Raw genomic sequence first — 13,085 nt, 5'->3', positions numbered from 1 at the left:
TGGCGGTGCCCTCTCCTTTTCCCCCTCCGAATCGCCACTCACGACCACCCCGACCACTACGATTCTGGCCCCTTTGCCCCTCCCCGGGTACATGAAGGCCCCCTTCCTTGCGCTAGACGCAAGGAAGGGGGCCTTCATGTACTCCAGACAGTGCCGAAGGCGACCGGGAAGATCAGTCGTCGTCGTTCGAGCCGAGGGCCGTCTTCGAGACCTGCATGAGGAACTCGAGGTTGGTCTTCGTCTTGCGCAGTCGCGAGATGAGCAGGTCTATGGCCTGCTGCGAGTCCAGCGCGTGCAGCACCCGGTGCAGCTTGTGGGTGACCGCGAGCTCGTCCGGCGAGAGCAACAGGTCTTCCTTGCGGGTACCGGACGGGTTGACGTCCACCGCGGGGAACACCCGGCGCTCGGCGATCTTCCGGTCGAGCTTGAGCTCCGCGTTACCGGTGCCCTTGAACTCCTCGAAGATGACCGTGTCACCGGTGGACCCGGTCTCGACCATCGCCGTGGCGAAGATCGTGAGCGAGCCGCCGTTCTCGATGTTGCGCGCCGCGCCGAGGAAACGCTTCGGCGGGAAGAGCGCGGTCGAGTCGACACCACCGGAGAGGATCCGGCCGGAAGCCGGGGCCGCGAGGTTGTACGCACGGCCGAGGCGGGTGATCGAGTCGAGCAGCACGACGACGTCGTGGCCCATCTCGACCAGGCGCTTCGCCCGTTCGATCGACAGCTCCGCGACCGACGTGTGGTCGGACGGCGGACGGTCGAAGGTCGAGGCGATGACCTCTCCCTTCACCGACCGCTGCATGTCGGTGACCTCTTCCGGACGCTCGTCGACGAGGACGACCATCAGGTGGCACTCGGGGTTGTTCGTGGAGATCGCGTTCGCGATGTCCTGCATGATCGTGGTCTTACCGGCCTTCGGCGGTGACACGATCAACGCGCGCTGCCCCTTGCCGACCGGCATCACCAGGTCGATGACGCGGGTGGTGAGCTTGTGCGACTCGGTCTCGAGGCGCAGCCGCTCGTTCGGGTACAGCGGGGTCAGCTTGGTGAAGTCGGGGCGGCGCTTGGCCTCGTCCGGCTCCAGTCCGTTGATCGAGTCGACGCGCACCAGCGGGTTGAACTTCTGCCGCTGCTGCTCGCCGTCACGCGGCTGGCGCACGACACCGGTGATGGCGTCACCGCGGCGCAGGCCGTACTTGCGGACCAGCGAAAGCGAGACGTACACGTCGTTCGGCCCGGCGAGGTAGCCCGAGGTACGCACGAAGGCGTAGTTGTCGAGCACGTCCAGGATGCCCGCGACGGGCAGCAGGACGTCGTCCTCGCGGATCTCGGTGTCGGGCGAGCCGCCCTGTTCCCGGCCACCGCCGGCACCCCGGCGGCGACGGTCGCGGAAGCGACGGCCGCGACGGCCGCCTTCCTCGTCGTCGTCGCTCTGCTGGGCCTGGCCCTGGCTGTTGTCCTGGCCACCCTGCTGGTTGCGCTGGCCCCGGTTGTCCTGGCCCCGGTTCTCCCGGTTGCCGTCCCGGCTGCCCTGACGGTTCCCGTCGCGGCCGCCGTCCCGGTTGCCCTGACGGTTGCCGCCCTGCTCACCGCGGTCGCCACGCTCGCCCCGGTCACCGCGCTCGTTGCGGTCACCCCGCTCACGCTGCTCGCCACGCTCACGCTGTTCACCGCGTTCACGCGGCTGACCACCCTGCTCGGGCGAACCCGCGGCGCGGTTGGAGCCGCGACGACGGCGGCTACGGCCGCCCTCTTCCTGCTGCGGCTGGCCGTCCTGCTGGCCGGTCTCCTGCTGCGCGGGCCGCTCGGCGGCCGACGGGGAGCCGTTCTCCGCGGCCTTCTCCGCCTTCTCGACGCGCGGGGCCTCGGCCGGGGCGGCTTCCGCCTTCGGCGCTTCGGCCTTGGGGGTCTCCTGCTTCGGGGCCGCCTTGGGCGCTTCGGCCTTCGGAGCCTTTCGTGGTGCATCGATCCCCTCGAGCGGAAGCGTTTCGCTCGCCGCGGCGGGGGACTTGCGCTTGGTCTTGCCCTGACGCTCGCGGATGGCCGCGATCAGGTCGCCCTTACGCATACCCGTGGTCTCGCCGATGCCAAGGTCCCCAGCGATCGAGCGCAGTTCGGCGACGGTCTTGCCGGTCAATCCGCCGACCGTGCGCTTGGGAGCGACGACGCCGTTCGACTCGGCGGCGCCACCTTCGACGTCGCTCAAAAGATCGGTGTTGCTCACAAATGTCCTTCCTGACCGATCCACGCCTCCAGGTGGATCAGCGGACCGCCGTTCGCGTCCGATTGCGAAACGGCGTATCTGGCCCCCAATACGGGCGATCAGCTCCTCGGCCGTGTTGAACACAGCTAGAAGGCCTCCAGCACAGGGGTTTGCGTCCTCCAAACGGAGGAAGCGGAATTCGGCACCGCCGGAACCGGGAACCCGCCTGCGTCCATCCGCCACTCCCGCTTGCCAGACGGAGTACGGAACTGGCGGATCAACGAAGGATGCGGGCCAGGGATGTCATTGGTCACCTGGACCGGCACCGGGTGCGGAAACGCACGGTGATCGAACGCCCCCGAGGGTAGACCGCGCCACCGCCGGGTGCAACAACCACCCCCCGCGTGGCGGGATGGCGCTCCTGCACGTGACCGAGGCTTTACTGAGCCGCAACCTGAACGCCGCCCGGATCGATCGGCAGCTCGGTGACGTCGAAAGATGTAACGTCGACACCGGCGGGGAGTATTCCGTCGGCGGTCAGCGCGAGCACGGTCGGACCAGCGCCGGAAATGGCCGCGGCCACCCCCTCGGCCCGCAGCGCGCGCACTAGTTCACTGCTCGCCGGGTACGCGGACGCGCGGTAATGCTGGTGGAGCCGATCTTCGGTCGCGGAGAGCAACAGGTCCGGGCGTGCGGTGAGCGCGTGCACAGCGAGTGCCGCGCGGCCCGCCGTGAACGCCGCGTCGGCGTGCGGGACCTGGTCGGGCAGCAGTCCGCGCGTCGCGTCCGTCGAGGAGCGCGACGCCGGGATCGCCACCACCGGCCGGATGTCGTGATGCGGCTGGAGCCGTTCGGCGCGGAACCGCCCGCCCTCCTGCCAAGCGACCACGAAGCCGCCCAGCAGGCTCGCCGCGGCGTTGTCGGCGTGCCCCTCGAACTCGGCCGCCAGCTGCAGCGCGTCGTCGTCCAAGGCCTTCTCGGCCAGCGCGTACGCGGCCGCGACCCCGGTGACGACGGCGGCGGCCGACGAACCGAGGCCGCGGGCGTGCGGGATGGCGTTGAAGCACCTCAGGTGCAGGCCGGGCGGCCGGAGCCCGAGATGTTCGCAGCCACGCCGGAAGGCCCGCACGACCAGATGCGTTTCGTCGGTCGGGACGTCTTCCACGTCGCCGGCGCCGTCGTCGATCACTTCGATCTTGAGCCCGGCGTCGGTGATCCGGAGTTCGACCCGGTCGTACCGCGCCAGCGCCAGGCCCAGCGTGTCGAATCCCGGGCCGAGGTTCGCCGACGACGCCGGGACCTTGACCTCGATCAGCGTCATCGCAGGTCCAGCGCGGCGGCGACGGCGGTCGGGTCGACGGCGAGCGGCTCGACCTCGACGTTGCCCTCCAGCGCCGTGGCCGGGTCCTTGAGGCCGTGTCCGGTCACGGTGCACACGACGACCGAGCCCTTCGGCAGGCGGCCGTCGGCGGCCGTGGCGAGCAGGCCCGCGACGCTGGTCGCCGAGGCAGGCTCGACGAACACGCCTTCCTTGCGGGCGAGCAGCCGGTACGCCTCCAGGATCTTCTCGTCGGTGACGGCCTCGAACAGCCCGGCGGAGGCGTTTTTCGCCTTCACCGCGGCGTCCCACGACGCGGGGCTGCCGATGCGGATCGCGGTCGCGATGGTGTCCGGATCGGCCACCGGTTCGCCGTGCACGAGCGGCGCGGCACCGGCCGCCTGGAAACCGAACATCCGCGGGGTGTTCTTCACCACACCGTCCCCGGCGTACTCGGAATATCCCGCCCAGTAAGCGGTGATGTTCCCCGCGTTACCGACCGGGAGGCAGTGGATGTCGGGCGCCCGGCCGAGGGCGTCGCAAATCTCGAACGCGGCCGACTTCTGCCCCGCGATGCGTACCGGGTTGACCGAGTTGACCAGCGTCACCGGATAGTCGACCGCGGTCTTGCGGGCGAGTTCGAGGCAGTCGTCGAAGTTGCCGTCCACCTGCAGGATCCGCGCGCCGTGCACCACCGCCTGGGCGAGTTTGCCCATCGCGATCTTGCCCTGCGGGACCAGCACCGCGCAGGTGAGCCCGGCTCGCGCCGCATAGGCCGCGGCCGACGCCGAGGTGTTGCCGGTGGAGGCGCAGATGACCGCCTGCAGCCCGCTGGCGAGCGCGTGCGTGATGGCGACGGTCATCCCGCGGTCCTTGAACGACCCGGTCGGGTTCACCCCTTCGACCTTGAGGAAGACCTCGCAGCCGGTGAGTTCCGAAAGGTGCGGCGCGGGCAGCAACGGCGTGTTGCCCTCGCCGAGGGTGATCACCTTCGCGCCGGACGGGACCGGGATCCGGTCCGGGTAGGCCTGGATGATCCCTGGCCATGGTTGGGCAATCACTGGTCTTCGCCTTCCACCCGCATCACACTGACGACCTGGTTCACCACATCGAGTTCGGCAATGTCGTCCACAGTGGACCGCAGTGCCGCGTCCGGCGCCAGGTGGGTGACCACGACCAGGCTGGCCGTGTCGTTGGCGTCGCGCTGCCGCACGGCGGCGATGCTGACACCGTGCCCGGCGAACGCCTGGGCCACCTGGGCGAGGACGCCCGCTCGATCGGCCACGTCGAGACTGACGTGGTACCGCGTCGGCGTCTGGCCCATCGGCCTGACCGGGAGCGCGGCGTGCGCGGATTCGCGCGGGCCACGGCCGCCGACGACCCGGTTTCGAGCCACCGCGACGAGGTCGCCGAGCACGGCACTCGCGGTCGGCGCGCCACCGGCGCCCTGACCGTAGAACATCAGCTCACCGGCGGCGTCGGCCTCGACGTAGACGGCGTTGTACGCGCCGCCGACCCCGGCGAGCTGGTGGTTGCGCGGGATCATCACCGGATGCACGCGCGCCGAAACGGATTCGGTGCCGTCGTCGGAGGTGACGCGCTCGCAGATGGCGAGCAGTTTCACCGTGCGGCCCAGCACCTTCGCCGCGGCGAGGTCCGACGCGGTGACGTCGGCGATGCCCTCGCGGTGCACGTCGGAGGCGGTGACGCGGGTGTGGAACGCGAGCGAGGCGAGGATCGCGGCCTTGGAGGCGGCGTCGTAGCCATCGACGTCGGCCGTCGGATCCGCCTCGGCGTATCCGAGCCTGCTGGCCTCTTCCAGCGTCTCCGCGTAGCCCGCGCCGGTGGAGTCCATCGCGGAGAGGATGAAGTTGGTGGTGCCGTTGACGATGCCCATCACGCGGGTGATGCGGTCACCGGCCAGCGATTCGCGCAGCGGGCGCAGCAGCGGGATCGCCCCGGCGACCGCCGCTTCGAAGTACAGGTCCACGCCGGAGGCGTCGGCGGCCTCGAACAATTCCGCGGAATGTTCGGCCATCAGCGCTTTGTTCGCCGTGACAACGGATTTCCCGGCCTTGAGCGCGTCGAGCAGCCACTGCCGCACCGGCTCGATCCCGCCGACCAGTTCGACGACCACGTCGACGTCGTCGGAGGTGACGAGCTTCGTCACGTCGGAGGTGACCAGTTCCGGCGGCAGCTCCGGGTGCTTGTCGGGGCGCCGCACCGCGATGCCCACCAGCTCCACCCTGGCGCCCGCCCTGGCGGCGAGTTCCTCGGCTTCATCGGTGAGCAACCGGACGACCTCGCCACCGACCGTCCCACAACCGAGCAGGGCGACCTTGATCACACGTCCGTCCACAGTAGACACTTGCTAGACCTCCAGGCGCAGCATGTCGTCCGTCGTCTCCCGCCGCAGCAGCACCCGGGCGCTGCCGTTGCGCACGGCCACCACCGCGGGCCGCGGCTGCCGGTTGTACCCGCTGGCCATCGAGTAGCAGTACGCCCCCGTGGCCGCCACGGCGAGCAGGTCGCCGGGAGCAAGAGTGTCGGGGAGCCAGCAGTCCCGGACGACGATGTCGCCGGACTCACAGTGTTTTCCCACGACCCGGGACAGCGCGGCGGCGGCCTGGCCGTCCCCGTCGTCGTCGGCGGAGCGGGAAACGAGACGGCAGTCGTACACCGCGTCGTAGAGGGCGGTGCGGATGTTGTCGCTCATCCCGCCGTCGACACTGACATAACGCCGGGAGGCCTTGTCACCGAGCGAGACGTCCTTGATGGTGCCGACCTCGTACAGCGTGATCGTGCCGGGACCGGCGATGGCGCGGCCCGGTTCCCCGGCGATCTTCGGCACCGGAAGACCCGCGTACTCGCATTCCTTGCGGACGATCTCGCGGATCTGCGTGATCATCTGCGCGGGCGGCGGCGGGTTGTCCTTGTCGGTGTAGGCGATACCGAAACCGCCACCGAGGTCGACGATCGCCAGCTGGTCGAGCAGATCGGTGCCGTGCTCCTTGGCGAGTTCGGCCAGCAGGCCGACCACGCGGCGGGCCGCGACCTCGAAACCGTCGGCGTCGAAGATCTGCGAACCGATGTGGCTGTGCAGGCCGATCAGCTTGAGCGACGGCGCGTTGAGCACCCGGCGCACAGCCTCGGCCGCGTCGCCGGAAGCCAGCGAGAAACCGAACTTCTGGTCCTCGTGCGCGGTCGCGATGAATTCGTGGGTGTGCGCTTCGACGCCGACCGTGACCCGGATCAGCACGTTCTGCACGATGTCGTGCCTCGCGGCGACATCGGCGAGCCGCGCGATCTCGTAGTAGGAGTCGACCACGACCGTGCCGACACCCGCCTCGACGGCGGCTTCGAGTTCGGCGACCGATTTGTTGTTGCCGTGGAAGGTGATCCGCTCGGCCGGGAAGTTCGCGCGCTGCGCCACGGCGAGTTCGCCGCCGCTGCAGACGTCCAGGCTCAGTCCCTGCTCCGCCACCCAGCGGGCGATCTCGATGGACAGGAACGCCTTGGACGCGTAATGCACGAGCGCCGGGTCGTCGAAGGCCTCGGCGTAGTCGGCGCAACGGGACTTGAAGTCGGCCTCGTCGACGACGAACAGCGGCGTGCCGTACTGCTCGGCGAGTTCGCGGACGTCGACGCCCGCGATGCGCACGACACCGTCTCCACCGCGGAAAGTGTTGCGGGGCCATACTTTCGGGTACAGCCTGTCGAGTTCAGCCGGAGTCGACGGCGGGAAACCCGAGGCGTCGGCGTGGGGGTAGACGTCGGCGTGGCGGGGGCCGGCGGGGTGAGCCATTTGCTTTACATCCGTTCCGGAGCAGAGACACCGAGCACGGTGAGGCCGTTCGCCAGCACCTGGCGGGTCGCTTCACAGAGCGCGAGCCGGGAGAACGTGAGGGGGGTGGTCTCCTCGTCGCCCTTCGGGAGAACCCGGCCGACGGCGTTCCACTTGTGATAGGCGCCGGCGAGTTCTTCGAGGTACCGGGCGACGCGGTGCGGTTCGCGCAGCTGCGCCGCCCGGCGGAGGACGGTCGGGAATTCGCCGAGCGTGCGGATCAGCTCGCCCTCGGCGGGCAGCGTGAGCAGACCGAGATCGACGTCGCCGTCGAATTTGATGCCGAGGTCGGCGGCGTTGCGCTGCAAGGAGGCCAGCCGCGCGTGGGCGTATTGGACGTAGTAGACCGGGTTGTCGTTCGAATGCTTGCGCAGCAGGTCGAGGTCGATGTCCAAAGCGGAATCCACCGAATACCGGATCAGCTCGTAGCGGGCCGCGTCGACACCGACCGTGCCGACCAGGTCCTCCATGGTGATCACGGTGCCCGCGCGTTTGCTCATCCGGACCGGCTTGCCGTCGGAGACCAGGTTGACCATCTGGCCGATCAGGACCTCCACCACGGCCGGGTCGTCACCGAAGGCGGCCGCGGCGGCCTTGAGCCGGGCGATGTAGCCGTGGTGGTCCGCGCCGAGCATGTAGATGCAGAGGTCGAAGCCGCGTTTGCGCTTGTCCTGGAAGTAGGCGAGGTCACCGGCGATGTAGGCCGGGTTGCCGTCCTTCTTGATGACGACGCGGTCCTTGTCGTCGCCGTGCTCCTTGGACTTGAGCCACCAGGCTCCGTCTTCGAAGTAGAGGTTCCCGGAATCCTTCAGCTGCTGGACCGACGACGAGACCGCGCCGGACTCGTGCAGCGAGTTCTCGTGGAAGTAGACGTCGAAATCGGTGCCGAAATCGTGCAGGCTCTGCTTGATCTCGGTGAACATCAGCTCGATGCCGACCCGGCGGAACGTCTCGGCGCGTTCGTCGTCCGGCAGCGACAGCGCGCTCGGCTCCTGGCGGATGACCTCGGCGGCGATGTCGTTGATGTAGCCGCCCGCGTAGCCGTCCTCCGGGGCGGGCTCGCCCTTCGCGGCCGCGATCAGGGAACGGACGAAGCGGTCGATCTGCGCGCCGTGGTCGTTGAAGTAGTACTCGCGGGTGACCAGGGCGCCCTGCGCGGACAGCACGCGGCCCAGCGCGTCGCCGACCGCGGCCCAGCGGGTGCCGCCGAGGTGGATCGGACCGGTCGGGTTCGCCGAGACGAACTCGAGGTTGATCTTGACCCCGGCCATCGTGTCACCGAGGCCGTACTTCTCCCCGGCGTCGAGGACCTGCTGGACGATCTGGCCCTGCGCGTCGGCGGCGAGCCGAAGGTTGAGGAAGCCCGGCCCGGCGACCTCGGCCGAGTCGATACCGTCGGCGGCCGCGAGCACCTCGGCCAGCGCGTCGGCGAAGTCGCGGGGCTTCATGCCCGCCTTCTTGGCCACCTGCAGCGCCAGGTTGGTCGCGTAATCGCCGTGCTCGGGGTTGCGGGGACGCTCGATCGTCACCTTCTCCGGCAGCACGGAATCGTCGAGACCGCGCGCGGTGAGAACCTGCACGGCGGAGTTACGGACCAGTTCGGCGAGAGCTGCGGGAGTCACTCGCGGAATTCTAGGTGTCAGCAGGTCCGGGCCTCGCAGCGACCGCCGGAAGGTGTGAGCCAAGCCGGTGATCTTCTGGCTGTTAACGGTGATCAGACGCGTGGTCTCTACACTGGCCCGCGCAGGGACCACCCCCTTTGGAGAACGCAGGAGCCATGGCTAACGGGACAACCAGAAAAAAGGGCGCGTCGTCGAAGAACGCCATGAAGGCCGCCCGTAGTTCCGTCGTGTCCAAGAAGGGCACGCCCTGGGGCACGATCATCGCGGTCGTCGCGATCGTCGCCCTGGCGGCTTCGGTGGTCACTTACTACATGGTCGCCTCGGCGCCGAAGCGCGAGCAGAAGACCCGTGAAGAGGCCGCGGCCGCCTTCGCGCCTTCGCAGCAGGACCCGGATCCCTCCAAGCGGATCAACGGCGTGACCACCACGACGTACGAGGGCTCCGTGCACGTCACGGCCGCCGAGCGCGTCGCCTACGACAAGACCCCGCCCTACGGCGGCCCGCACGACCAGGCCTGGGCCGCGTGCAACGGCGTCGTCTACGAAAAGGCCGTCCGCAACGAGAACATGGTCCACGGTCTCGAGCACGGCGCGGTCTGGATCGCCTACAACCCGCAGCAGATCACCGGCGAGGCGCTGGACCTGCTGAAGGTGCGCGTCGAGGGCAAGCCGTACACGGTGATGTCGCCGTACCCGAACTTGGACAAGCCGATCTCCGTGCAGTCCTGGGGTCACCAGCTGAAGCTGGATTCCGCCTCCGACGAGCGGATCGACCAGTTCATCGCCGCGCTGCGCACCAACCCGTACGGCGCGTACCCCGAGCGTGACGCCACCTGCGACGCGCAGATCGAGCCGGGCGACTTCGACCCGACCCCGCCGGGGCCGGACGCGAAGCCGATGGACTACAAGGGCACCGCGGGAACGCAGCAGGACGGCCAGCCCGGCGCCGGACAGCCGTCGCAGCCTCCGGCCACCCAGCCGTCGGCGCCCGCGAGCAAGTAAGTGAGCCAGATGGACCCCGCTCCTCAGTACATCGACGAACCGGACGACACTTCGCGGTCGACCAAGAGCCGATGGCTGGTGATCGGGGCCGCCCTGGTCGTCATGCTGATCCTGGGCTTCGGCCTCGGGGCCCTGACGACCAGGCTGATCGACGCCGACCCCGCTCCCACCACCCCGGGGGCGGGCTCGGTCGAGGTCGGCTTCGCACAGGACATGTCGGTGCACCACCTCCAGGCCGTCACCATGGCGGGCTGGGCGCGGGACCACACGACCGATCCGGCGATCAAGACCCTCGCGTTCGACATCGAGCGCACGCAGACCGGCCAGGTCGGCCGGATGAAAGGCTGGCTGGGCCTGTGGGGCCAGCCGGAGCAGGCGACCGGCGCCTACATGACCTGGATGACCGAACCGATGTCCGGCCACGCCGGACACGGGGGCGCTGGGATGAAGCCGTCGAACGGCGCACCGATGCCGGGGATGGCGACGTCGGCCGAATTGGCCAAACTGCGGTCGCTGACCGGCAAGGAGATGGACGTCTTCTTCCTGCAGCTGATGCTTCGGCACCACCTGGGCGGGACGGCGATGGCGCAGTACGGCCACGACCACACCTCCGTGCCGGACGTGAAGTCGCTGACGCGGAGCATGCTCGTCTCGCAGGGTGCCGAAGTCACCCTGATGAAGGGTCTGCTTCAGGAGCGCGGCGCCGCCCCCCTGCCCGACTGAGTCCCTCCCCTCGCGCATTTCGTCCTCTAAATGCGGTAGTTCGCGTTGCCAACTACCGCGTTTAGAGGACGAAATGCGTTGTGGGGAGAGCTACCAGGAGAGTTCCTGGCAGCGTTTAGCGCATTGGGGCACTTCTATCTGCAGCGTCGCGTGCTCGATCGAGTAGCGGTTCGCCAGGAGGTTCTGCGCCTCGGTCAGCACCGCGGCCTGCTCGACGGTCGGCGCGATGGTGAGGTGCGCCGAAGCGACCTCCATCCCCGAAGTCAACGTCCAGACGTGCAGATCGTGGACGTCCTCGACACCCTTCAACGCCCCCAGTTCGGTCTGGATCCCGGCGACGTCGACCCCCTTCGGCGCGTGCTGGAACAGGATCCGCAGCGCGCGGCGGGCGAGGGCGTAGGTGCGGGGCAGGACGAACAGCCCGATCGCGACACCGATGATCGGGTCGGCGTAGCGCCAGCCGGTCAGCAACGTGATCGCCCCGCTCAGCAGCACGCCGACGGAGCCGATCAGGTCGGCGAGGACCTCGAGGTACGCGCCTCGGACGTTGATGCTCTCCTCCGCGCCCTTGCGCAGGATCAGGAAGGACACGATGTTCGCGACGAGACCCGCGGCGGCCGCGAGCAGCACGGGCAGGCCGGGCACGGCGGGCGGGTCGCTCATCCGGCCGACGGCCTCGAACAGGACGTATCCCGCGACGCCGAACAGCAGGATGGCGTTGGCCAGTGCCGCGAGCACCTCGGCCCGGTAGAACCCGAACGTGCGAGTGTGGGTCGGGCCGCTGCGCCGGGCCAGCATGATCGCCGCGAGCGCCATGCCGACCCCGAGGACGTCGGTGAACATGTGCGCGGCGTCGGAGATCAAGGCGAGCGAGCCGGCGGCGAACCCGACGATGAACTCCATGACCATGAAGCCGGCGCCGATGAACAGGGCGATCGTCAGGCTCTTGAGGTAGCGGCCTGACGCGCTCGACGGCGAGACCGTCCCATGCCCGTGCCCGTGACCCATTGCCCCGCCTCTCGTGAAGTCGACAGGCCGAATATATTGTCACATGCGCATATGTGCAATACAGGTGAGCCTAAGTTCACCATGTCTTAAGCCACACAAGGAAGCCATCCCCCAGGAGGGCCTTCCCGAAACCTGGAACCGACACGCACCGCTACCGAAGCGACCGGAAGAATCCCCTCAGCTGGCCGACGAAGACCTCAGGCTGCTCGAACGCGGCGAAGTGACCGCCCTTGTCCAGCTCCTCGTACCAGCGAAGATCGGTGTAGCGCAGCTCCGCCCAGCGCCGGGACGGCCGAAGGATCTCGCGCGGGAAGATCGAGATACCCGAAGGAACTTCAACCGCGGAGAGGTCCCGTTCCCTGCTCTCCCAGTAGATGCGCGCCGACGAGGTCGCCGTCGCGGTGAACCAGTAGACGGAGATCGCGTCGAGCATCTGCCGCCAGGACAGCGCGGTCTCCGGCGAGCCGTCGTTGTCGGTCCACTCCCGGAACTTCTCGGCGATCCACGCCGCCTGCGCCGCGGGCGAGTCGGTGAGCCCGTAACCGAGCGTCTGCGGACGCGTGGCCTGCTGCTGCGCGTACGCGGACCCGACCGCGCGGAACCGCGCCAGATCGTCGATCGACTTCTTTTCGGCCGCCGTCGGCTCGCCGAGCACGGTCTCGTCGTAGGCGACGCCCACCATGTTCACGTGGACCGCGAGCAGCCGTTCGGGGACGAGCTTGGCGAGCATGTTCGTCACCCCGGCACCCCAGTCTCCACCCTGGGCGGCGTAACGCTCGTAACCGAGCCGCCCCATCAACTCGTCCCACGCCCGGGCGATGCGCCCGACGTTCCAGCCCGTCGACGACGGCTTGTCGCTCCAGCCGAAGCCGGGCAGCGACGGCGCCACGACGTGGAACGCGTCCGCCGGATCACCGCCGTGCGCGACAGGGTCCGTCAGCGGCCCGAGCACGTCGAGGAACTCGATCACCGAACCCGGCCAGCCGTGCGTGAGCACGAGCGGTGTCGCGTCCGGCTCCGGCGAACGGACGTGCAGGAAGTGGATCCCGAGACCGTCCACAGTGGTCTTGAAACCCGGGAAAGCGTTGACCCGGCTCGCCAAACCGAAGTCGTAATCCTCGGCCCAGTACCGGCACAGCTCCCGCGCGAACTCCAGGGGAACACCCTGCTCCCAATCGGACACGGTCGCGGGCTCGGGCCAGCAGGTGGCGCGCAGCCTCGTTCGCAGGTCGGCGATGGCGACCTCGGGGATCCGCACCTCGAACGGTTCGATCACGACGTCCTCCCGGTTCGTTGGTGACACCAACGCTACGCATCTCCGATGCACACCAAGGCCAGCACCTGGAAGACCTGGTCAGCGACACAC

General features: G+C 68.9%; 10 protein-coding genes. 2 read left to right on the top strand and 8 right to left on the bottom strand.

What is annotated here, in order from left to right; genetic code table 11:
• Positions 1-172: 172 nt before the first annotated feature.
• From rho to argS, 6 genes are all read right to left on the bottom strand, one after another.
• On the bottom strand, positions 173-2,224 hold the full coding sequence (gene rho, locus ACZ54P_RS27465) for a transcription termination factor Rho (protein WP_465464445.1): 2,052 nt from the start codon (positions 2,222-2,224) through the stop codon (positions 173-175).
• A gap of 418 nt (positions 2,225-2,642) precedes the next feature.
• Positions 2,643-3,524, bottom strand: a complete 882-nt coding sequence (gene thrB / locus ACZ54P_RS27460; RefSeq protein WP_465464444.1) for a homoserine kinase — start codon at positions 3,522-3,524, stop codon at positions 2,643-2,645.
• A complete protein-coding gene (gene thrC, locus ACZ54P_RS27455) occupies positions 3,521-4,582 on the bottom strand; it encodes a threonine synthase (protein ID WP_465464443.1) in 1,062 nt (353 codons plus the stop codon). The genes thrB and thrC overlap by 4 nt, the downstream gene beginning before the upstream one ends.
• Positions 4,579-5,889, bottom strand: a complete 1,311-nt coding sequence (locus ACZ54P_RS27450; RefSeq protein WP_465464442.1) for a homoserine dehydrogenase — start codon at positions 5,887-5,889, stop codon at positions 4,579-4,581. The genes thrC and ACZ54P_RS27450 overlap by 4 nt, the downstream gene beginning before the upstream one ends.
• A 3-nt stretch (positions 5,890-5,892) precedes the next feature.
• A complete protein-coding gene (gene lysA, locus ACZ54P_RS27445; protein ID WP_465464441.1) occupies positions 5,893-7,326 on the bottom strand; it encodes a diaminopimelate decarboxylase in 1,434 nt (477 codons plus the stop codon).
• A gap of 5 nt (positions 7,327-7,331) precedes the next feature.
• The gene (gene argS / locus ACZ54P_RS27440) at positions 7,332-8,987 is read right to left on the bottom strand and encodes an arginine--tRNA ligase (RefSeq protein WP_465464440.1); all 1,656 of its coding nucleotides are present in this window, start codon (positions 8,985-8,987) and stop codon (positions 7,332-7,334) included.
• 203 nt (positions 8,988-9,190) lie between these two features.
• On the opposite strand from argS, the gene ACZ54P_RS27435 reads away from it, so the two are divergent.
• Both ACZ54P_RS27435 and ACZ54P_RS27430 read left to right on the top strand, forming a co-directional pair.
• Positions 9,191-9,988, top strand: coding sequence for a DUF3105 domain-containing protein (locus ACZ54P_RS27435; protein ID WP_465464455.1), 798 nt, complete (start codon positions 9,191-9,193; stop codon positions 9,986-9,988).
• 9 nt (positions 9,989-9,997) lie between these two features.
• Positions 9,998-10,711, top strand: coding sequence for a DUF305 domain-containing protein (locus tag ACZ54P_RS27430; RefSeq protein WP_465464439.1), 714 nt, complete (start codon positions 9,998-10,000; stop codon positions 10,709-10,711).
• Between the two features lie 90 nt (positions 10,712-10,801).
• Here ACZ54P_RS27430 and ACZ54P_RS27425 read toward each other — a convergent pair whose 3' ends face one another.
• Together ACZ54P_RS27425 and ACZ54P_RS27420 are read right to left on the bottom strand one after the other, a co-directional pair.
• The gene (locus ACZ54P_RS27425) at positions 10,802-11,719 is read right to left on the bottom strand and encodes a cation diffusion facilitator family transporter (RefSeq protein ID WP_465464438.1); all 918 of its coding nucleotides are present in this window, start codon (positions 11,717-11,719) and stop codon (positions 10,802-10,804) included.
• A gap of 151 nt (positions 11,720-11,870) precedes the next feature.
• A complete protein-coding gene (locus ACZ54P_RS27420; RefSeq protein WP_465464437.1) occupies positions 11,871-12,995 on the bottom strand; it encodes an epoxide hydrolase family protein in 1,125 nt (374 codons plus the stop codon).
• Between the last annotated feature and the right edge of the window lie 90 nt (positions 12,996-13,085).

Source organism: Amycolatopsis sp. NPDC034160 (genome assembly GCF_055575355.1).
The sequence above is the reverse complement of the archived record's forward strand: the minus strand, read 5'-3'. Positions and strand labels throughout refer to the sequence as shown.